27 protein-coding genes are annotated in these 20636 nt (G+C 62.3%); 14 read left to right on the top strand and 13 right to left on the bottom strand.

Annotated features, from left to right (window positions below; translation table 11 throughout):
- The first annotated feature begins 49 nt into the window (after positions 1-49).
- Positions 50-889, top strand: a complete 840-nt coding sequence (locus tag K3179_RS13290) for a Coq4 family protein (RefSeq protein ID WP_345723030.1) — start codon at positions 50-52, stop codon at positions 887-889.
- On the opposite strand, the gene K3179_RS13285 is transcribed toward K3179_RS13290, so the two are convergent.
- Positions 873-1544, bottom strand: coding sequence for a nitroreductase family protein (locus K3179_RS13285; protein ID WP_221566236.1), 672 nt, complete (start codon positions 1542-1544; stop codon positions 873-875). The genes K3179_RS13290 and K3179_RS13285 overlap by 17 nt on opposite strands.
- A gap of 96 nt (positions 1545-1640) precedes the next feature.
- On the opposite strand from K3179_RS13285, the gene K3179_RS13280 reads away from it, so the two are divergent.
- Entirely contained in the window at positions 1641-2432 is a 792-nt protein-coding gene (locus K3179_RS13280) for a Coq4 family protein (protein WP_221566234.1), read from the top strand.
- Positions 2433-2435: 3 nt separating this feature from the next.
- Here K3179_RS13280 and K3179_RS13275 read toward each other — a convergent pair whose 3' ends face one another.
- The 5 genes from K3179_RS13275 to K3179_RS13255 are packed head-to-tail and all read right to left on the bottom strand — an operon-like array spanning position 2436 to position 6564.
- Positions 2436-2843, bottom strand: coding sequence for a DUF3052 domain-containing protein (locus K3179_RS13275; RefSeq protein ID WP_221566233.1), 408 nt, complete (start codon positions 2841-2843; stop codon positions 2436-2438).
- A 4-nt stretch (positions 2844-2847) separates the two neighbouring features.
- Positions 2848-3177, bottom strand: a complete 330-nt coding sequence (locus K3179_RS13270) for a DUF6122 family protein (protein ID WP_221566231.1) — start codon at positions 3175-3177, stop codon at positions 2848-2850.
- A gap of 10 nt (positions 3178-3187) precedes the next feature.
- Positions 3188-5422 carry a phosphoribosylformylglycinamidine synthase subunit PurL gene (gene purL / locus K3179_RS13265; RefSeq protein ID WP_221566229.1) on the bottom strand — a complete coding sequence of 745 codons (2235 nt, stop codon included), beginning with the start codon at positions 5420-5422 and terminating at the stop codon, positions 3188-3190.
- A 46-nt stretch (positions 5423-5468) separates the two neighbouring features.
- Entirely contained in the window at positions 5469-6152 is a 684-nt protein-coding gene (locus K3179_RS13260; RefSeq protein ID WP_221566227.1) for a hypothetical protein, read from the bottom strand.
- A 16-nt stretch (positions 6153-6168) separates the two neighbouring features.
- On the bottom strand, positions 6169-6564 hold the full coding sequence (locus K3179_RS13255; RefSeq protein WP_221566225.1) for a DUF2177 family protein: 396 nt from the start codon (positions 6562-6564) through the stop codon (positions 6169-6171).
- A 64-nt stretch (positions 6565-6628) separates the two neighbouring features.
- Between K3179_RS13255 and K3179_RS13250 the strand changes: the two genes are divergently transcribed.
- The 12 genes from K3179_RS13250 to K3179_RS13195 all read left to right on the top strand — a co-directional run bounded on the left by K3179_RS13250 (position 6629) and on the right by K3179_RS13195 (position 15951).
- Positions 6629-6883, top strand: coding sequence for an exodeoxyribonuclease VII small subunit (locus K3179_RS13250; RefSeq protein ID WP_221566224.1), 255 nt, complete (start codon positions 6629-6631; stop codon positions 6881-6883).
- Between the two features lie 21 nt (positions 6884-6904).
- Complete coding sequence (locus K3179_RS13245; protein WP_221566307.1) at positions 6905-7795, top strand: polyprenyl synthetase family protein; 891 nt, start codon at positions 6905-6907, stop codon at positions 7793-7795.
- Entirely contained in the window at positions 7795-8307 is a 513-nt protein-coding gene (gene coaD / locus K3179_RS13240) for a pantetheine-phosphate adenylyltransferase (protein ID WP_090479824.1), read from the top strand. Before K3179_RS13245 ends, coaD begins: the two co-directional genes overlap by 1 nt.
- Positions 8308-8387: 80 nt before the next feature.
- On the top strand, positions 8388-9056 hold the full coding sequence (locus tag K3179_RS13235; protein ID WP_221566222.1) for a peptidylprolyl isomerase: 669 nt from the start codon (positions 8388-8390) through the stop codon (positions 9054-9056).
- A 41-nt stretch (positions 9057-9097) separates the two neighbouring features.
- Entirely contained in the window at positions 9098-10129 is a 1032-nt protein-coding gene (queA, locus tag K3179_RS13230; RefSeq protein ID WP_221566220.1) for a tRNA preQ1(34) S-adenosylmethionine ribosyltransferase-isomerase QueA, read from the top strand.
- A 99-nt stretch (positions 10130-10228) separates the two neighbouring features.
- Positions 10229-10687 carry a hypothetical protein gene (locus K3179_RS13225; protein WP_221566218.1) on the top strand — a complete coding sequence of 153 codons (459 nt, stop codon included), beginning with the start codon at positions 10229-10231 and terminating at the stop codon, positions 10685-10687.
- Positions 10650-11645, top strand: coding sequence for an ABC transporter ATP-binding protein (locus K3179_RS13220; RefSeq protein ID WP_221566216.1), 996 nt, complete (start codon positions 10650-10652; stop codon positions 11643-11645). The genes K3179_RS13225 and K3179_RS13220 overlap by 38 nt, the downstream gene beginning before the upstream one ends.
- Positions 11642-12406, top strand: a complete 765-nt coding sequence (locus K3179_RS13215; protein ID WP_090479809.1) for an ABC transporter permease — start codon at positions 11642-11644, stop codon at positions 12404-12406. The genes K3179_RS13220 and K3179_RS13215 overlap by 4 nt, the downstream gene beginning before the upstream one ends.
- Before the next feature lie 19 nt (positions 12407-12425).
- Positions 12426-13376, top strand: a complete 951-nt coding sequence (locus tag K3179_RS13210) for a DUF481 domain-containing protein (protein ID WP_221566214.1) — start codon at positions 12426-12428, stop codon at positions 13374-13376.
- A 1-nt stretch (position 13377) separates the two neighbouring features.
- Complete coding sequence (gene tgt / locus K3179_RS13205; RefSeq protein ID WP_221566212.1) at positions 13378-14514, top strand: tRNA guanosine(34) transglycosylase Tgt; 1137 nt, start codon at positions 13378-13380, stop codon at positions 14512-14514.
- A complete protein-coding gene (locus K3179_RS13200) occupies positions 14511-15203 on the top strand; it encodes an SDR family NAD(P)-dependent oxidoreductase (protein ID WP_221566210.1) in 693 nt (230 codons plus the stop codon). The genes tgt and K3179_RS13200 overlap by 4 nt, the downstream gene beginning before the upstream one ends.
- A gap of 19 nt (positions 15204-15222) precedes the next feature.
- On the top strand, positions 15223-15951 hold the full coding sequence (locus K3179_RS13195; RefSeq protein ID WP_221566208.1) for a M50 family metallopeptidase: 729 nt from the start codon (positions 15223-15225) through the stop codon (positions 15949-15951).
- Here K3179_RS13195 and K3179_RS13190 read toward each other — a convergent pair.
- From K3179_RS13190 to purB, 7 genes are all read right to left on the bottom strand, one after another.
- The gene (locus tag K3179_RS13190) at positions 15918-16115 is read right to left on the bottom strand and encodes a hypothetical protein (RefSeq protein WP_221566206.1); all 198 of its coding nucleotides are present in this window, start codon (positions 16113-16115) and stop codon (positions 15918-15920) included. The two genes, K3179_RS13195 and K3179_RS13190, sit on opposite strands and share 34 nt — an antisense overlap.
- A gap of 120 nt (positions 16116-16235) precedes the next feature.
- A complete protein-coding gene (rpsD, locus tag K3179_RS13185) occupies positions 16236-16850 on the bottom strand; it encodes a 30S ribosomal protein S4 (protein WP_090479793.1) in 615 nt (204 codons plus the stop codon).
- A 150-nt stretch (positions 16851-17000) separates the two neighbouring features.
- Positions 17001-17645, bottom strand: coding sequence for a phosphoribosylanthranilate isomerase (locus tag K3179_RS13180; RefSeq protein WP_221566204.1), 645 nt, complete (start codon positions 17643-17645; stop codon positions 17001-17003).
- A 9-nt stretch (positions 17646-17654) separates the two neighbouring features.
- Positions 17655-18164 carry a GNAT family N-acetyltransferase gene (locus K3179_RS13175; RefSeq protein ID WP_221566202.1) on the bottom strand — a complete coding sequence of 170 codons (510 nt, stop codon included), beginning with the start codon at positions 18162-18164 and terminating at the stop codon, positions 17655-17657.
- The gene (gene pyrF, locus K3179_RS13170) at positions 18161-18835 is read right to left on the bottom strand and encodes an orotidine-5'-phosphate decarboxylase (RefSeq protein ID WP_090479786.1); all 675 of its coding nucleotides are present in this window, start codon (positions 18833-18835) and stop codon (positions 18161-18163) included. Before pyrF ends, K3179_RS13175 begins: the two co-directional genes overlap by 4 nt.
- Complete coding sequence (locus tag K3179_RS13165) at positions 18832-19191, bottom strand: DUF1049 domain-containing protein (protein WP_221566200.1); 360 nt, start codon at positions 19189-19191, stop codon at positions 18832-18834. Before K3179_RS13165 ends, pyrF begins: the two co-directional genes overlap by 4 nt.
- Positions 19192-19254: 63 nt before the next feature.
- The gene (gene purB, locus K3179_RS13160; protein WP_221566198.1) at positions 19255-20565 is read right to left on the bottom strand and encodes an adenylosuccinate lyase; all 1311 of its coding nucleotides are present in this window, start codon (positions 20563-20565) and stop codon (positions 19255-19257) included.
- Positions 20566-20636: the final 71 nt, after the last annotated feature.

The raw sequence follows: 20636 nt of genomic DNA, 5'->3' as shown, positions 1-20636 counted from the left end.
TCCAATAGGATCGGACAACAGGGCGCTACGGTCCCAACAGGGATCAAAAGTGGTAGTCGAAGCAACTCATATGGCCGGACCGGGCGTGGATCACGCGGCAGACGGAATCCCGTTTCGCCATCCGGCCCGTCCGCACCGCAAACGCAATCTTCTGCGCGCGCTGCATCACTACCGCAAGCTCGTGGAGGACAAGGAAGACACCTCACACGTTTTCCATATCTACGACGCGCTTCCTTCCGATTATTTCGAACCCGACGCAGAGCGGCTGGCCCTGAGCGAGCATGGCGAGATGCTCCGCAAGTCCGAGCCTTATCTCCCGCATATTCTCGACGACCACGAAGCGTTGAGGGCCTTGCCGCAGGGCACGGTCGGGCAGGCCTATTGCGACTTCATGCAGAAGCAGGGGCTGACTGCGGACGGGCTGGCGAAGAAGAGTTCATGGTCCGGCCGGCCGATATATGGCGACATGATCGAATGGTTCGGGTGGAGGCAGCGCGATACGCACGATTTGTTGCATGTCATGACCGGCTATGGCCGCGACACGCTGGGCGAGGCTTGCGTTCTCCTGTTTACACACGGCCATTCCCCAAGTCCGGCGCACTTGTTGCTTGGCTATTCTGGCGCGCTGAAGATCAGGCAATCCGTGCACACGCAGGCACCGGTCTTCGATGCGGCACGCGAGGCGCGCCGTGCGGGCAAGGGTTGCTCCGGCCTGATCGGGCATCCCATCCGCGAGGTCTTGCACATGGACCTGCACCACGCCCGCCAGACACTCGGCTTTTCGGAACCTGCGGCTTACCGCCGCTGCCATGAAATCTGGCAGGACGAAAACATCGACCCGCATAGATTACTGGCGCGCGAGGCCCGACCGGTCAGAGCCAGGAACTGATCGTCGACAGGGGCTTCTTGTCGAGAGCGTGCTTGGGAAAGGTAGCGCCTGCTTCCGGTAGCCCCGCAACGATTACCATCAACGGCTTTTCATGCTCGGGTCGCTCGCAAATTTCACGCAGGAAACCCATGGGCGAGGGGGTGTGGGTCAGCGTCGCCAGGCCCGCTTCGTGCAAGGTCGAGATCAGCATTCCACAGGCGATTCCGACACTTTCGTTGACGTAGTAGTTCTGCGTTTTCCCGTCTTCTGCGATCCCGCCCTTACGCTGCGCGAAGACGACGATCAGCCACGGTGCGGTTTCGAGGAAGGGTTTGTCGGCGTCGGTTCCCAAGGGGGCCAGTGCATCGAGCCATTCCTCACTTGCCTTGCCGGCATAGAACGCGCGTTCTTCAGCCTCGGCAGCCTCGCGGATGGCGCGCTTCTTTTCGGGCGAGGAAACCACGGCGAAATGCCAGGGCTGGTGGTTCGCCCCATTGGGTGCCGTGCCTGCCGCCTCGATTGCGGCTTCGATGACCTCACGAGGAACGGATACGTCGGAGAAATACCGGCAGGTCCGCCGCTGCTTCAACCGGTCCCGCATGGAGCGTGCGCGCTCGATCCGCTGGGCGTCATCCATCGCTGGCAGGGAATAGGGTATGGCGTCGTGGTCTTGCATGCTTCCTCCTATTCCTGTTCCGACCGCGAAAGGGAACCCGTTACATGGACAGGCAATTTACAGTATTGTAAGTTGCTGCCTGCAATGGAGTCTCGCATGGCGCTTTCAGATCGACCCCTCGTCCATCCCGACCGCAAGACCAGTGGCATCCGTCCGCTCAAGGCGTGGCGCCATTTTCGCAATCTCGTCGCCGACAAGGAAGATACTGCGCAGGTCTTCCACATCATCGAAGCACTGAAGGGCAAGCGTAGCCACCAGCAGGCGTGGAACTTCGTGCAATCGGACGAGGGGCGCCGGTTTCTCGACAACGGCACGGACATTCCCGCCATGCTCGACGACCATGATCGCTGGGCCGATTGCGGACCGAGTACGGTAGCCGCAAAATACATTGCCTTCATGAAACGCGAGGGACTGTCCGCCGCGGGACTGGTCGCCGAATCGCATAAGTTCAATCCACCTGAAAACCGTCACGACGATCTGACGGAATGGTATTTCTGCCGCCTGCGCGACACGCACGATCTCTTCCACATCCTGACCGGCTACGGTCGAGATGCTCTGGGCGAAGCGGCGCTGTTGGGCTTCAGCTACGAACAGAACCTCAATCCGGGCGTGCTGTTCATCGCTTATGCCGGTGCGCGGCAGATCAAGAAGGGCACGGGCACCTCGGCCCCGATCTTCGCAGCCATCAACGAAGGGCGGCGGCTCGGCAAGGCTGCAGCCAAGCTTGCCCATATGGATGTCGAGCAGGTTATGCGTGAAGACATCGATGTTGCGCGCAAGCGGCTGAACGTCGGCAGGCCGGAGACCTATTTCCGTTGCCTTGAGATCATGCGCGAGGAAGGTCTTACAGAAGACCAGATCATGCCGCCGCAGCAGCAGGCCGCCTGACGGTCAGCGCAATTCCTTGCGGATTGCGAATTTGAGGCCCGACCAGGTCTCGTCCACCGCGCATTTCTTCGTATCGACGAAACCGAGCGCGAGACCCGCTTCGCGCACGGCGTGTTCGTCGATTTCGGTGGCGACGCCCGATCCCTGTTTGGGCCAGCTGACCCAGACATGGCCATTCGGCGAAATCGCCTCGCGCAGCACGGCCAGCTTCTGTTCAAGGGCGGCCCGATCGGTCACGAAGATGTGGGCGGCGTCCGGACCTGCTTCCGGCCCAGATACGAAGGTCAGTTCGAGCGCATATTCATCGATCTCGTCGAGGATGTTTTCGGGCATGCCGTCGAACCACACGGTAATCCCGTCCCTAAGCGACAGTTTCTTGGCGAGGGGTGTGTCCGAATAGCCAGCGCTCATCGTGTCAGTTCCAATTTTGCATGCCGCAATCGCCAAGGTCGACTGCAAGATGCCATAGCGCGCCCACGGCGAATGCGCGAACCCACCACTTGGGCACCAGCAGCATCGCGCAATAGACGCCGGCAGCAATCCAGCCATGAAGCGGGTGGAAGCCTATGCTGCAACGGTCGGGATCGAACATCGGATCTGCGAGCAGATGGTCGAGGTCGATCAGATTTGCCGAAGCGATGATCAGCCCCGCACGCAGCCAGGTCTTCGCCCACAGGACACGGCCAAACAGGAAAGGGACTAGCCAATGCCCGCCGTAATGCAGGGCAAGCTGCAGCAGCGCCACAGGCGCTGCCTTAGCCTTCCATCCACGTGCTGAAGAAGCTCTTGTGTGCCTCGCGCAGCTTGGTCACCGGGACGCCGAACAGCTCGTTGCCGCCGACGGTGCCGAGGCGGCGGAAGCCGACGCGAGCGGTGTCTTCGTTCTCCGTACCCTTGGCGAGATAGGCGTTGAAGGCCTCTGCATCGGGGACGGTTATCACATAGCGGCCCTGGTCTTCGCCGAACCACCACTGCGCCTGCGTGTAATCGTCATTGCCGATAGTTTCGGCACCCATGCCGCTGGCCATGGCCATTTCTGCGAGCGCCACGGCAAGTCCGCCATCGGAAACATCATGTACTGCACTGACCAGTCCCGCCTCGATCAGTTCGCGCACGCCTTCGCCCGCGTTCTTTTCCAGCGTGAGATCGACCGGCGGGGCACGGCCTTCATCGCGGCCATGGATTTCGGCCAGCCAGAGCGACTTACCGATATGCGAACGTTCGGGATCGGGGGTGGCCCATTCTTCGGGCCAGATGAGGTAGATCGCCTCGCCTTCGGCCTTGAAGGGCATGGTCATCATCTTGGCGTAATCGTCGATCAGGCCGACGCCGCCGATAGCCGGGGTGGGCAGAATCGCGCTGCCGCCGCCGGTCGCCTTGCTCTCGTTGTAAAGGCTGACGTTGCCCGACACGATCGGGAAGTCGAGCGCGCGGCAGGCTGCACCCATGCCGTCCAGCGCATGGACGAACTGCGCCATGATTTCGGGGCGCTGCGGGTTGGCGAAGTTGAGGCAGTTCGTGACCGCAAGGGGACGCGCGCCGACTGCGCACAGGTTGCGGTACGCTTCCGCGATCGCCTGCTTGCCGCCTTCGTACGGGTCTGCGTGGACGTAACGCGGCGTGCAGTCGGTGCTGATCGCCAGCGCCTTTTTCGTGCCATGCACCCGCACAACGCCGGCGTCGCCGCCCGTCTGGAGCGTGTCCGCGCCGACCTGGCTGTCGTACTGCTCCGAAATCCAACTGCGCGAGGACAGGTTGGGGGAGGCGAGGAGAGTAAGCAGGTCGCCGCCGACATCGCTGGTGTCGGGGCGGTCGGTCATCGGCTTGATGCCCGCCCAAGCCGTGTACTCTTCCTTCGAAAGATACGGCCGGTCGTATTCGGGCGCATCTGCCGCGAGCGGGCCGAGCGGGATGTCGCACACCACTTCGCCGCCGAATTCGAGCACCATGTGCTGCGTGTCGGTGACTTCGCCGATGACCGCGAAATCGAGCTCCCACTTTTCGAAGATGGCCGCAGCCATTTCTTCCTTGCCGGGCTTCAGGACCATGAGCATGCGCTCCTGGCTTTCGCTCAGCATCATCTCGTAAGGCGTCATGCCTTCTTCGCGGCACGGCACCTTGTCCATGTCGAGACGGATGCCGGCCTTGCCGTTGGTCGCCATTTCGACGCTGGAGGAGGTGAGGCCTGCTGCACCCATGTCCTGGATCGCAACGATAGCGTCCGTCGCCATCAGCTCGAGGCAGGCTTCGATCAGCAGCTTTTCGGTGAAGGGGTCGCCGACCTGCACCGTGGGGCGCTTGGCATCGGCATCTTCCTCGAAATCCGCGCTGGCCATGGTCGCGCCGTGAATGCCGTCGCGGCCGGTCTTGGAGCCGACATAGACGATCGGGTTTCCGACGCCGGTCGCGGCCGAATAAAAGATCTTGTCGGCATCGGCGACGCCCACCGTCATCGCATTGACGAGGATGTTGCCGTCATAGGCCGGGTTGAAATTCGTCTCGCCAGCGACGGTCGGGACGCCCACGCAATTGCCATAGCCACCGATGCCCGCGACCACGCCCTGTACGAGATGCTTCATCTTCGGATGGTCGGGACGCCCGAAACGCAGAGCGTTGGCATTTGCCACCGGACGTGCGCCCATGGTGAAGACATCGCGCAGGATGCCGCCGACGCCCGTTGCCGCGCCCTGGTAGGGCTCGATGTAGCTAGGATGGTTGTGGCTCTCCATCTTGAAGATGGCGGCCTGACCATCGCCGATGTCGATCACGCCAGCATTCTCGCCCGGTCCGCAGATTACCCACGGCGCCTCGGTCGGCAGCTTCTTGAGGTGCAGGCGGCTGGACTTGTAGGAGCAATGCTCGCTCCACATGACCGAGAAGATGCCGAGTTCGACGAGGTTCGGCTCTCGTCCAAGGGCGTTCAGGACGCGCTCGTATTCTTCTTCGGACAGGCCATGCTGGGCAACGACGTCGGGGGTGATTTCGCTCATGGCCCGCGCCCTTACGGTGCTGCGCGCCGGGGCGCAATATGCTCGGCTACCACAATGGTGGGCTGGCCACTCCCAGCCCGACCTCCTTGCGATGCCAGCGCGTCGTGCCGACCCAGTAGGCAAGCGCGGTCATGAGACCGAAGGCGACGAGCGCCGTGAGCGGCAGGGCGATCGAGTATTCGGTGGGTTGCGGTCCGAACCAGCTGACCAGCTGGAATACCAGCATGACGCCGATGAGGATCAGCGGTGGTACGATCGGTCCCTTGGTCGCCCGCATGAACCAGATGAACGCGGCTAGGGTAATGCCCAGTTCCAGCGGGATCTCGATCCAGGGATAGTTCCACAGGCCCCAGCCCAGCTTTTCCTCGCCCCCTGCGAGGGTGAGGTCGGGCCGGTGGACGAGGAGGTCGAGCACCCAATGACTCATCACGACGATCGCGGTCCAGGTCGCAGCCACCGCGTTGCGCAAGGTGATGCCGACTACGGCTGCGAAGCCCACCGCGAATACCGCCGTGCCAAGCAGGCTATGCGTGTAGGGCATATGGTAAAGGTCGAACGGGTTCATCACGGTGATGCCGGGCTCGATGCGGGCCTGCTCGATACCGACCATGAAGAAGGCCATGAAGGCCCAGTCCACCAGCTGTGCAGCAATGAAGAGGGTACCCAGTTTTGGAGCTTCGCTCGTAATGGCGCTCGCGGCGAAAGCCGGTGCGAAATGACCTATGAACATGGAGCCGCAGCCTCCCTCAGGCGAGTTTGCTCGCAGCGTAGGTGGCGACGGTTGCGGCAACCGACGTGGCGAATGCGCCCCAGATGATGTCGGCGATGGTGACCGTGGTCGACCATTGCTTCAGCGTCGCCTGGTTCGTCAGGTCATAGGTCGCGTAGCAGATCGCGCCGAGCAAGGCCCCGTTGAGAGCGGCACTGCCAAGCCCCGCGGAAAGACCGGGGCGAACCGCAAACCAGACCATCGCGGCGACGTAGGCGGCATAGAATACGAGGGCGGGGGCCATGCGGAAGCTGTCGGCCAGCATGTCGCCCAGTCGCGGGCGATAGAAATTATTGCCCGCCCATCCGAGCCACAGTGCATCGAGCGCCCCGAAAGCCAGCGCCGCTGCGACGAATGCGATAATCCACGTCATAACCGCTCCCCAGTTTTTTCATGTTCTTGACCGCGCGGCTGTGCCCCGTCAATGCTCACCCTATATGACAGAGGGTCAAGACAAGCCGATTGGCGAAATGAGTTTCGAGGAAGCGCTGCGCGCCCTTGAGGGTGTCGTGCGTAATCTCGAGAGCGGGGAAGTTCCGCTCGATGAGAGCATTGCACTCTACGAACGCGGCGAGGAATTGCGCAAGGCCTGCCAGGCGAGACTGGACGCGGCGCAGGCGCGTATCGAAAAGATCGTTCAGGGAGCCGACGGGAAGCCTTCGGGCACCGTACCTTTCGATGCGGAAAGCTGAGGCGTGAACGCGATGACCGCAATGCCCGATCTCCTTGCCGATGCTTTCGACCAAATCCAGAGCGAGGTCGACGGGGCATTCGACGCTTTCCTTCCCGTGCCGCAGGATACCAGGGCCCGCCTGGTCGAAGCGATGAGATATGCAGCGATTGGCGGGGGGAAACGCGTCCGGCCTTTGCTGGTCTGCGCCACTGCTCAGCTCTTCGGAGTGACGCGGCAAGCCGCCGTCAATGTAGGGTGCGCCGTCGAGGCGATCCATGCCTATTCGCTGATCCACGACGACCTTCCCTGCATGGACGATGATGATCTGCGCCATGGCAAGCCTACGCTCCACAAGAAGTTCGACGAGGCGACAGCGGTCCTCGCGGGCGATTGCCTCCACGCGCTGGCATTCGACATCCTGACCATGCCCGACACCAGCAACGACCCATTCGTGCGCGCCGAACTCGTGGCAGCTCTTGCCAAGGCAAGCGGCCATGAAGGCATGGCTGGCGGACAGATGATGGACATCGTTTCCGACGAACAGAATTACGATCTGCGCCAGGTTACCCGCCTGCAACAGCTCAAGACAGGCGCTCTGCTTGCCGCCAGTGTCGAAATGGGGGCGATCCTTGGCCGCATCCCGCCCGAAGGCCGCACGCACTTGCGCGCCTATGCACGCGACATCGGCCTCGCCTTCCAGATCGCCGACGACCTACTGGACGTCGAAGGCGACGAGGAGAAGGCCGGCAAGGCTCTGCGCAAGGACGAAGGACAGGGCAAGCAAACCTTCGTGACCCTGATGGGCCGCGACGCCGCGCGCGCGCAGGCGCACATGCTGGTCGAGCAGGCGGGACAGCACCTTGCCGGTTACGGCTCCGACGCTGCATTGCTCGTCGAACTGGCGCGATTTGTCGTGAAAAGGGACCACTGATGGGCGAACGTATCGGCATTTATCCGGGGACCTTCGATCCCATCACGCTCGGCCATGCGGACATTATCCGCCGGGGATCCAAGCTGGTCGACAAGCTGATCATCGGCGTGACCACGAACCCGTCGAAGAACCCGATGTTCTCGACCGACGAACGCTTCGCCATGGTGGAACGCGAGATCGCGCGCATGGGCCTCGACAATGTCGAGGTCGTTGGCTTCAACGCTCTGCTCGTCAAATTCGCGCAGAAAATGGGTGCCAATGTCCTTATCCGCGGTCTGCGCGCCGTCGCCGACTTCGAATACGAATACCAGATGGCGGGCATGAACCAGCAGCTCGACGACGATATCGAGACGGTTTTCCTCATGGCCGACGTGTCGCTGCAGCCGATCGCGTCCAAGCTGGTGAAGGAAATTGCCCTTTTTGGCGGCGATATCACACCGTTCGTAAGCCAGGAGGTTTGCGAGGATGTCGTCAAGCGTGTGGATGAAAAGGGACGGCTGGGCGACTATTGATCCTGCCGAAGCTATTCATTGAACCGACAGCGCGCGCTCGCTAGGGCGTGTCGCATATCAGACAATTCGACGGAAACCCGATGCTCAAGACCTCGCTTGCCCTTGCTGCCGCCGCCCTGACGGCTCTCGCTCCGCTTACCGCGACAGCGCAGGATGCCGAAGTTCCGGCTGCGCGCGCGCCGTTCCAGCCGATCAGTTACGACGTGCAGGAAGATCGCGAGAACATCCTGCTGCTCGACCTGTCGAACGGCGAGCGGGTTGCGATCCGCCTGATGCCTAGCTGGGCGCCGAACCATGTGGACCGTATCAAGACGCTGGCCCGGGCCGGTTTCTACGACGGGGTGATCTTCCACCGCGTGATCGATGGTTTCATGGCGCAAACAGGCGATCCGACGGGCACCGGCCAGGGTGGTTCGGAGCTTCCCGATCTGGAAGAAGAATTCAACATCATGCCGCATGTGCGCGGGACTGTATCGATGGCCCGCGCAGCCGATGAGGACAGCGCGAACAGCCAGTTCTTTATCGTCTTCTATCCGCGCTTCAATCTGGACAAGCGCTACACCAATTTCGGCCGTGTGATCTCGAACATGGCCGCAGTGGACGCGATCAATCGCGGCGAACCGCCGCAGGACCCGACCCGCATCCTCCAGGCGTCGATCGCGGCCGACAATCGTCCGGTCCCGGCTGCTCCGCGTATCATGGCGGATCCCGAAGTGACTGCCGACGATCTCAACGCCCCGATCGGCTAAGCGCTTTTCCTGACACCGTCCTGCGTCTAGGGGCGCTGGCGATGAAGGTAGACCTGTTCGATTTCGATTTGCCGCCCGAACGCATAGCCTTGCGTCCGGCGCGCCCGCGCGATGCCGCCCGCATGCTCGTCGTCGAGGGTGCCGATGGGCCCATGCGCGATTGCGGCGTGCGCGATCTTCCGTCCCTGCTGAAGGCCGGCGATGTGCTGGTGTTCAACGATACCCGCGTTATCCCGGCCCAGCTCGAGGGACGTCGGGGCGAGGCGAGGATCGGCGCGACCCTTCACAAGCGCGTCGACCTGCGCCGGTGGCAAGCCTTCATCCGCAATGCGAAACGCGTGCGGTCAGGTGACCTGATCGAGTTCGGCGGGGGCGTCTCCGCGATCGCCGAAGAGCGCTTGCCCGATGGCTCGTTCATCCTGGCTTTCCAGGGAGACGAACCGGTCGAAGTCCTGCTCGAACGCGCAGGCCGCATGCCTCTTCCGCCCTATATTGCCGGAAAGCGCGAGACCGATGCGCAGGACCGCGAAGACTACCAGACCATGTTTGCAGCCGAGGACGGTGCCGTGGCAGCACCGACGGCGTCACTGCATTTCACGCCCGAACTCGTCGCTGCGCTGGATGAGGCGGGCGTGGGCAGGGAAACCCTGACCCTCCATGTCGGGGCCGGGACTTTCTTGCCGGTCAAGGCGGAGGATACCGACGATCACGCGATGCACTCGGAATGGGGCCGGATCGAACCCGAGGTTGCTGACCGGCTCAATGCCGCGCGCGAAGCAGGCGGGCGCGTTGTAGCTGTCGGGACGACGAGCCTTCGCCTGCTCGAAAGTGCGACGCAGGCCGATGGCGTGATCCGCGCGTTCGCAGGCGACACCGACATCTTCATCACGCCCGGATATCGATTCCGCGCGGTTGACGGCCTGATGACCAACTTCCACCTGCCGAAATCGACCCTCATGATGCTGGTGAGTGCTCTGATGGGCAGGGAGAGGATGATGGCGGCCTACGCCCACGCCATTGCCAACGAGTACCGTTTCTACAGCTACGGCGACTCTTCACTTCTCATTCCCTGAACCGGGGATCGGCCCGCAGTAGGAACTTGGCACCCCCAATCCTTGGCTTATGGTGACCGCGAGGTTCGAGTCGCGACCTCATTCCAACGGAGGGACGCAATGAAACTCACGGGTCTGGCAGCGGCTGCTGCCATCGCCTTCAGCACACCGCTCGCGGCGCAAAGCATGGTTGCAGCGCCGAACGAGGCCTCGGCCAAACTGGGCCAGTGCCTGGTCGACAAGACCACCGGCAGCGATCGCACGCTCGTCGCGCGCTGGATGGCGGGCAGCATGGCGTCCTCGCCCATGATGGAAGGCCTTGTCGAGGTAGACACGGCTGCCAAGGAACAGGTCGATCGCTCGATGGCCGCACTCTTTGCCCGCTTGCTGACCAAGGACTGCAAGGCTCAGGCGAAGGTCGTCATGAACAATCGCGACCAGATGGGGATGCAGGCCGCAGGCGGACGCCTCGGCGAAATCGCCATGGCAGAGCTCATGATGGATCCCGTCTCGATGCAGGCACTGCTGGCCTACATCCAGTATGTCGACCCCGCCGCAATGGCTGCCCTGGCAGAGTAGGAGCGCAATCCTGAGTCCGGAACCGATCCTTGAACTGGAAGGGCTGACCAAGGTCTACCCCGGCGGCCTGAAAGCGCTCGACGATGTCGACCTGATTATCCGCCGGGGAGAGATTTTCGCCCTCCTCGGACCGAATGGCGCGGGCAAAACGACATTGATCGGCGCAGTCTGCGGCCTCGTAAGGCCTACCTCGGGTACGATGCGCGTTTTCGGACACGACCTGGCGACCGAATGGCGAAAGGCGCGAAGCCGCATCGGGCTGGTCCCGCAGGAACTCAGCACCGATATGTTCGAACCGGTGAAGCGGGCGGTTGCCTATTCGCGCGGTCTCTTTGGGCTCCCACCCAATCCGGAGCGGATCGAGGAAATCCTGCGCTCGCTCAGCCTGTGGGAGAAGCGCGACGAGCGGATCATGGCCCTGTCGGGCGGAATGAAGCGCCGCGTGCTTATCGCCAAGGCCTTGGCGCACGAGCCTGACCTCCTGTTCCTTGACGAGCCGACTGCGGGTGTCGACGTCGAACTGCGCAAGGGCATGTGGCGGATCATCGACGAGATGCGGGACCGGGGCGTGACGGTCATCCTCACCACCCATTACATCGAAGAAGCCGAGGAAATGGCCGACCGTGTCGGCATCATCAGCGGCGGCCGCATCCTGATGGTAGACGAAAAAGACGCAATGATGTCGCGCCTCGGCCGGACGGAAGCGCATATAACGCTCGCGCAGCCGCTGGACGCCCTGCCACCGGAATTGTGTAAATTCCCTGTCGAGCTGGAAGATGGCGGTCACAAGCTCTGCTACCGGGGCGGTGATGGGACCGGGAAGGGCAAGGAAGAGGTCGCAGCGCTCACCAAGGCCCTTATCGCCGCAGGTATCGATTACACCGGCATCGACACGCGCGAGAGCAGCCTCGAAGACATTTTCGTCACCCTGCTGGGTGAAGACGGGGAGACCGCATGATCAATTGGCGTTCGACCTGGTCAATCTACACGCGCGAATTGATGCGCTTCCTGCGCACGGCCTTCCAGTCCGTCCTTGCGCCGGTCTTGACCACCTCGCTCTATTTCATCGTTTTCGGCGCGGCCATCGGAGGGCGGATGCCTGACCTTGGCGGAGTCGATTACGGCGCCTTCATAATTCCCGGCCTGCTGATGCTGACCTTGCTGGGCGAGACGACGAGCAATTCAAGCTTCGGCATCTACATGCCGCGCTTCACCGGCACGATCTACGAATTGCTCAGCGCGCCTGTCGGAGTGGGCGAGACGCTGATCGGCTTCGTCGGGGCGGCCATGACCAAGAGCCTCATCCTTGCGGCGATCATCCTCCTGACCGCGCGCCTGTTCGTCGACTATTCGATCGCGCACCCGCTGTTAGCGATAATCTACATCATGCTGGTGGCCGCAGCCTTCAGCCTGTTTGGCTTCATCCTCGGGATATGGGCTGATAATTTCGAGAAGCTGGGCATCATCCCGATGTTGTTCCTGACACCGCTGACCTTTCTTGGCGGCACCTTCTATTCGATCGACATGCTGCCCAAGCCATGGGACACGATCGCCTTGGCGAATCCGATCGTCTATCTCGTCAGCGGGCTGCGCTGGACCTTCTACGGCAGCAGCGATGTGAACATCTGGATCAGTTTCGGGATCACGCTTGCCTTCCTGGCGGCATGTACCGGCGTGATCGCCTATATCTTCAAGACAGGCTGGCGACTGCGCGCCTGACACGCTAGGCGCGGGCGCCATGAAGAACCTGCGTCATATCCTGATAGCCCTTTTGGTCGGGTGCTTGGCTGTGCCCGCCAGCGCCGAGCTTCCCGAAGCCGCCCGGACGATGATCGAAAACGCAATCGCCACCGGCGATGCCGCCAAGGTGGATGCCGTGATATCGGTCGCCCGCTCGAGCTTTCCGGACGATACCAGTGAAATCGACACGCTGGAGAACGGCTGGAAGGCTACTCTTGCGAAACGCAATGCCGAGGCCGAGCAAGCGCGGATCGCCGCGATAGAGAATGCCGGGGCGCTCGACCTGTGGTCGGGCGAGGGCGAGATCGGTGGCTTCCAGTCCTCCGGCAATACCGACAGTGTCGGCATCGCGGCGTCGCTCAAGATGAAGCGCGAAGGGATCGACTGGAGCCACCGCCTGCGGGCGCGCCTCGATTACCAGCGCCAGAACGGCCAGACGAGCCGCGAGCAATATCTGCTCGCCTACGAACCGCGCTGGCAATTCAACGACCGCATGTTCGTCTACGGCCTCGCGCAATACGAGCGCGACAAGATCCAGGGTTTTTCGGGTCGCTATGCGGTCTCGGGCGGTGTGGGCTACAAGCTGGTGGACAGCGACACGCTCAACCTGTCGGTAAAGGCCGGCCCTGCATACCGCGTGACCGAATATACCGACGGCCGGACGGAAAACAGCATCGCGGCCCTCGCAGGCCTCGATTTCGACTGGCAGATTTTCGAACGGCTTTCGTTTACTCAGGACGCCAATGCGCTGGCCGAAACGGGCGGGCAGGCGCAGTTGATCGTCGATGGATCGAACACTAGCCTGACCTTCGTCAGCGGCCTCGATTTCGAAATCAGCAATCGCCTCCGCTCGCGACTGTCGTACCAGATCGATTACGACAGCAATCCGCCTGTCGGAAAGGTTTCGACCGACACGCTGACCCGCGCCACTCTCATTTACGGGTTCTGACATGGCCAGCCGGTTCCAGTTCACCATCGACGCGACGGACGGCGCTGCGCGTACCGGGCGGATTTCCATGCTGCGCGGCGACATCCGCACGCCGGCATTCATGCCCGTGGGCACTGCTGCCACTGTCAAGGCCATGAAGCCCGAGACAGTACGCGCAACAGGCGCGGACATCATCCTCGGTAACACCTACCACCTGATGCTTCGCCCGGGTGCCGAGCGTGTCGCCAGGCTGGGCGGGCTCCACAAATTCATGAATTGGGACCGGCCTATCCTTACCGACAGCGGCGGTTACCAGGTTATGAGCCTGTCGGACCTGCGCAAGCTTACCGAAAAAGGTGTCGAGTTCCGCAGCCACATCGACGGGTCGAAGCATATGCTGACGCCCGAGCGCTCGATGGAAATCCAGCGATTGCTCGGCTCGGACATCGTGATGGCATTCGACGAGTGTCCGCGCGCCGATCGCCCGCGTGACGAAATCGCGGCCAGCATGGAAATGTCGATGCGCTGGGCACAGCGGAGCCGGGACGGGTTCGATGCGGGAGGAGAGCACGCCGAGCGATCTGCCCTGTTCGGTATCCAGCAGGGCGCCCTAGACCAGGAATTGCGCAAGATTAGCGCAGAAAAACTCACCGATATCGGCTTCGATGGTTACGCGATCGGCGGCCTTGCCGTGGGCGAGGGGCAGGAGGCTATGTTCGCCACGCTCGATTTCGCGCCGGGCCAATTGCCACAGGACCGGCCTCGCTACCTCATGGGCGTCGGCAAGCCCGACGACCTCGTCGGCGCGGTCGAGCGCGGGGTCGACATGTTCGATTGCGTCCTGCCGAGCCGTTCGGGACGAAACGGGCAGGCATTTACCTGGCATGGCCCCTTGAACCTTCGCAATGCGCGGTTCGCCGAGGACACGGGACCGCTAGACGAGAAATGCGCCTGTTCGGTTTGCGCAACCTATTCGCGTGCCTATCTCCATCACTTGCAGAAGTCGGGAGAAATCTTGGGAGCAATGCTGATGACCGAACACAATATCGCATTCTACCAGCAGCTGATGCAGGGCATGCGCGATGCGATTGGAGGCGGTACTTTCGCTGCCTTTGCCGCCGATTTTCGCAGGGATTACCTCGGAGACGCCAAGCAGTGACCTGGCGCCGCGCAGCTGTGATCGGCGCCTCCGGCGGCATTGGCGCGGCGATTGCCGACAGGCTGGAAGCGGGGGGCACGAAGGTGCTGCAGCTGTCTCGTTCCGGAGATGGTGCGCAGATCGACCTCGAGGACGAAAAGAGCATCGCCGATGCAGCGAGACTTGCAGGCGAGGACGGCCCGTTAGACTTGGTCTTTGTGGCGACCGGATTCCTTCACGACGAAGGCAGCGGACCGGAGAAAGACTGGCGTCACCTCGAAGCGGATAACCTGGCGCGCAATTTCGCGATCAACGTCACCGGGCCCGCATTGGTCGCCAAACATTTCCTGCCGCTCCTGCCCGATGATAGGCGTGGCGGCTTTGCGGCGCTTTCCGCGAGGGTGGGGAGCATATCCGACAATCGTTTGGGTGGTTGGTATGCCTACCGGGCAAGCAAGGCTGCGCTCAACATGATGATCCGGAGCCTGTCGATCGAACTGGCGCGCAAGAAGCCGGAGGCTTTCTGCGTTGGCCTTCATCCCGGCACGGTCGACACGCGGTTGAGCGAGCCGTTCCAGCGCAATGTTCCGGAAGGCAAACTCTTCACGCCTGACTACTCCGCACGGATGTTACTCGACGTGCTTGCGTCGCTCGACCCTTCGGACAGCGGCAAGTGCTTCGCCTATGATGGCGAGGAAATCCCGGCGTGATGACGGGGAAAGGCGTAGAATGACGACGTGGCGCGCAAGTGGAGGGCTCCGGCCCAATGACCGGAGCGAGATAACCGCGCTTGTGGTCATGGCGGTCGTTACCATCCTCCTGTGGCATTCTCCCTATGGCGGATACCTGCTTTATCCGTTCACCATCCTGTCGACGTGGTTTCACGAGATGGGCCACGGCCTGGCCGCAATCGCCTTCGGCCACGACTTCGAGCGGCTGGTCATTTTCCCCAATGGTTCGGGCTATGCGGCGCATTTGTCCGCGGGTCCGCCGTCGCGATTGTCGAGCGCTTTGATCGCAGCAGCCGGGCTTCTGGGACCGACATTCGCAGGATGCGCCCTCATCCTGTCATCACGCACGAGGCGCGCTACGCGGAATGCTCTGGCGGTTCTGGGAGGGGTCTTGCTTCTATCGACGCTGATATGGGTGCGATCGCTGACGGGATGGCTTGTGCTCCCCGCCGTGGGGCTCGCGTGTCTCTGGCTGGCATTCAAATCGAGGCCGGACCATCGTCACTTTGCAGTGCAATTCCTCGGCGTGCAGGGCTGCATCAGCATCTATCGCGACTTCGGCTACCTGTTCAGCCAGGGCGGCATGCTCGGCGGGCGGCCACAGCTTTCGGATACCGGTCACATCGCGCAGGCGCTGTTCCTGCCGTACTGGTTCTGGGGCGGTCTCATCACCGCGATCATCCTGGCAATGATCTACTGGTCCTTGCGCTTGGCCCATTCGCGCTGACCGGGCTTTTCCTGCATTTCAAGGATCGTCCCGCGATAGGCCGTGAAGCTGCCGCCGGGCCCTGTGAAGCCAGCGCCGATCGCGTTTGCATTGCGCTGCGCGTCAGGGAGCGAGGCATACCATTTGCCGATGCGGTTGCGTGTAACGAAGCGATAGAAGACCATAGCATCGACACAACGCGGCCACGTAATCGGGTTCCCGCAACTTCTTGAAAATACGACCAATCGAAACGAAAAAGGGCGGCCCCGCAGGACCGCCCTTTTCGTGTTTCGTTGCCGAAGCGATCAGCGCGAATAGAATTCGACGACGAGGTTCGGTTCCATGGTGACCGGGTAGGGAACTTCGTCGAGCTTCGGCACGCGGGTGAAGGTCACCTTGTCGTTGCCGTCGGGTGCGACGTAGTCGGGAATTTCACGCTCGGGCAGGCTCTGCGCTTCGATGACGAGAGCCATTTCCTTGGCCTTGCTGCCGAGGCTGACGACGTCGCCGACCTTGACGCGGGCAGAGGCAATGTTGGTCTTCACGCCGTTGAGGTAGATGTGGCCGTGGCTCACGATCTGGCGGGCGGAGAAGATGGTCGGAGCGAACTTGGCGCGATAGACGACCATGTCGAGACGCTGTTCGAGCAGGCCGATCAGGTTCTGACCGGTGTCGCCCTTCATGGCCGACGCTTCCTTGTAGGTGCGCTTGAACTGCTTCTCGGTCACGTCGCCGTAGTAGCCCTTGAGCTTCTGCTTGGCGCGCAGCTGCAGGCCGAAGTCGCTCATCTTGCTCTTGCGGCGCTGACCGTGCTGGCCGGGGCCGTAGGAACGCTTGTTGACCGGGGAATTCGGGCGACCCCAGATGTTTTCACCCATCCGGCGGTCGAGTTTGTACTTGGCGCTCTTGCGCTTCGACATAAGTCTTTCCTTCAATTTGCTGAGCGAACCCAATGTCCGCCATCCAACCCGGCATCGCACCGCTGGAACAGTATTCCAGCGCGGCTACCGCTTCACCGGGGTGCGGAGCCAATTAGCGAAGGCGCGCGCATAGCAGGATTGTGTAGCGCGTCAAGCGTTGCGCGCTGCATCGCAGAAGGCGCGGATCATTTGCGGGTCCTTCTGGCCGGGCGCGGTCTCTACACCGGAGGAAGTGTCGAGCAATGGCGCGCCCGTCCGTTCCAGCGCATCTGCCACATTTGCGGGAGAAAGTCCGCCAGCGAGGCCCCATCCGGGCCTGCCGCGCCAGCCGGACAAGAGCGACCAGTCGAAACTGAGCCCCATGCCGCCCGGGAGGGCCGCGTCCTTCGGCGTCCGAGCGTCGAACAGCAGCAGATCGGCAATCCCTTTATACGCCTCTGCGTTTTCGACGTCTTTCCCGGTTGCGACGGGAATGGCTTTCCAGACGGGTAAGCCGAACCGATCCTTCACCTGCGCGACGCGTTCAGGTGTTTCTTCGCCGTGCAACTGGATGGCGTCGAGGCGGCCGGCCTTGACGCTCTCGGCAATAAGGCCATCGTCTGCGTCCACGAACAGGCCGACGCGCCTGATGGACGAACCTGCACGCGCGGCAAGTGCCGCCGCAGCATGACCATCGACGTTGCGCGGGGATGGCGGGAAAAACACCAGTCCTACGAAATCGGCACGGGCCGATATCGCCGCGTCGAGGGCTTCAGGGGTCGAAATCCCGCAGATCTTGATGGCTACGCTGGTCATGAGCAGAACCTAGGAGCCCGAAAGCCGCTTTGCCAGCACGGCGAATTCCAGCGGTGGATCGCGCGGGACCGGGAAAGGGCGCGTTTCACCCGTCCGCTCATATCCGCGCCGCTCGTACCAGGATATCAGGGAGGAGCGCTGTGTAATCACAGTCATTTCGAGCGTTTCTATGCCGCGTTTCAAAGCTGCCAGTTCCGCCGCTTCGAGCAGCTTTCCACCAAGCCCTCTCGACTGCAACGTGGGCGCGACGCACAGCATGCCGAGATAGCCGCTTGCCGCGTCGAGCTGTGTCACGGCAACGCAGCCAAGCGGTGTTCCCGCGTCGTCGCGGGCAAGCCGGAAGCTGACTTTCTCGTCTTCAATCAGGCGCTCGATCTCTTCGAGCGAGGTGCGTTCGTCGTCGAGGAGGTCGGCTTCGTGGTTCCAGCCCTGCCGCGCGCTGTCGCCGCGATAGGCGCTCTCGATAAGGAGCTTGATCTCGGCGGCATCCGCAAGGGATGCCTCGACAATTGAAGTCAAAGAGTGGCCTCGATCGCGCGGGCCGCTTCTGCGGGGTCGTCTGCGCGGCTGATGGGGCGACCGATGACTAGCACGCTGGCGCCGTCGTCGCGCGCCTGGCGCGGGGTTACAACGCGCTTCTGGTCGCCGACCGCGCTGCCTGCCGGACGCAAGCCGGGGACGACGAAGTAGCCGTCTTTCCATTGGTCGTGCACGGCTTTCACCTCGTGACCTGAACACACGATCCCGTCGAGCCCGCTGTCCTTGGCGAGTTCCGCAAGGCGCATGACCTGGTCGTGCGCCGTGCCCTGGACGCCGGTGCGCTGGAGGTCGCGGTCATCCATGCTGGTGAGCATGGTCACGCCCACCACCTTCGTGTTCTCTCCCGCAGCAGCCTTGGCGTCTTCCATCATGGCACGCCCGCCGCTGGCATGGATGGTAACAATGGAAGGTTCGAGCTGGTGGATCGCGTGCATCGCGCCGGCCACGGTGTTCGGGATATCGTATAGCTTCAAATCGAGGAAGATCGGCAGTCCGAGCTGCCCGATCATGTGCACCCCGTGCGCGCCGTGGGCGCAGAAGAATTCCAGCCCCAGCTTTATCCCGCCGACATGCGCCTTGACCTTTTCTGCCAACGCAACTCCATCGCGCAGGCGAGGAACGTCGAGTGCGAGATAGACAGGGTTGCTCATGACCGCGTTTCGGGTTCTGGATCTACGGGGTTTGCGGGTTCTGCCGTGGTGGAGGTCGCCATGGAGGATTCGGCTGCAGGAGCGGGACGTTCATCGGCGCGCGGAGCGGCCATCTGTGCGGTCGCCTGTTCAAGCGCGGTAATTCGGCGCGTTTGACGCCAGCGCACGCCGCGATGGTAAAGCCACATCGGCACGATCCCAATCAGGAAAGACACGATGACGAGGGCAGGCACGCGGGTGTCCCAGACGATGCCGGGCCAGATGCGCACATCGATCTGCTTGTCCCAATTGCCGAAGGAAAAGGCGAGGATCGCCACTAGCAGTGCAATCCAGAGGATCGTTCGGACGATTTGCATTTCTTAGCTACCCCTCACCGGTTTTTCGGCAATGCTAGGCGCACACCAGACGTGTCGCAAGGCTCAGCCGAAAACGCGGTCGAAGATCGTATCGACCTGCTTGAAATGGTAATCGAGGTCGAAGCGTTCTTCGAGCTGCTCGTTGGTCAGCGCAGCGGTCACTTCCTCGTCCTGCTTGAGCAGGTCGAGCAGCATGAGCCTGCCATCCGATTCCCAAACCTTCATCGCGTTGCGCTGGACGAGGCGATAGGCGTCCTCGCGGCTCACGCCGTTCTGGGTGAGGGCGAGCAGCACGCGCTGCGAATGGATGAGCCCGCCCATGCGATCCATGTTGGCCTGCATGCGCTCGGGATAGACGAGGAGCTTGTCGATCACGCCGGTCAGGCGGGCGAGGGCGAAATCGAGTGTTATGGTTGCATCGGGGCCGATAAAACGCTCAACCGAAGAGTGCGAGATGTCGCGCTCGTGCCATAGCGCCACGTTCTCCAGCGCAGGCAGGGCATAGGCGCGGATCATGCGGGCCTGGCCGGTCAGGTTCTCCGTCAGGATCGGGTTGCGCTTGTGCGGCATTGCCGACGAGCCCTTCTGCCCCTTCGAGAAGAATTCCTCGGCCTCGAGAACTTCGGTGCGCTGCAGGTGGCGGATTTCGACCGCGACGCGCTCGATCGATCCGGCGATCACCGCGAGCGTGGCGAAATACATCGCGTGGCGATCACGCGGGATGACCTGCGTGGAAACCGGCTCCGGCTTAAGGCCGAGCTTTTCCGCGACATATTCTTCGACGCTCGGATCGATATTGGCGAAGGTGCCGACCGCGCCCGAGATTGCGCAGGTAGCGATTTCCTCGCGCGCGGCGACCAAGCGGGTCTTGCAGCGGTCGAATTCGGCATAGGCCTGTGCCAGCTTGAGGCCGAAGGTGACTGGTTCTGCATGAATGCCATGGCTGCGACCGATGGTGGGGGTATACTTGTGTTCCTCCGCGCGGCGCTTGATCGCGGCCAGCAGCTGGTCGAGATCTTCGAGCAGCAAGTCGGTCGATCGCGCCAGCTGGACCGCCAGCGTGGTGTCCAGAACGTCGGAGCTGGTCATGCCCTGGTGCATGAAACGCGCTTCATCGCCGACATTTTCTGCGACCCATGTCAGGAAGGCGATCACGTCGTGCTTGGTCACCGCTTCGATGGCGTCGATGGCCTCGACATCGATCTTGGGATTGGTTGCCCACCAGTCCCAAAGGGCCTTTGCCGCGCTTTTGGGGACTACGCCAAGCTCGCCGAGTTTCTCGGTCGCGTGCGCCTCGATCTCGAACCAGATGCGGTATTTCGCCTCCGGCTCCCAGATGGCGGTCATGGCGGGGCGGGCGTAGCGGGGGACCATGGGTCGACTCCGAGTCTAGGGATTGCGGTGCAGGGCTGCGCGCTAGGCAAGGGTGGGCGCGCTGGCAAGGG

The organism is Qipengyuania intermedia (assembly GCF_019711615.1).
Lineage (GTDB): Bacteria > Pseudomonadota > Alphaproteobacteria > Sphingomonadales > Sphingomonadaceae > Qipengyuania > Qipengyuania intermedia.
This window is presented reverse-complemented; position numbering and strand designations above follow the sequence as displayed.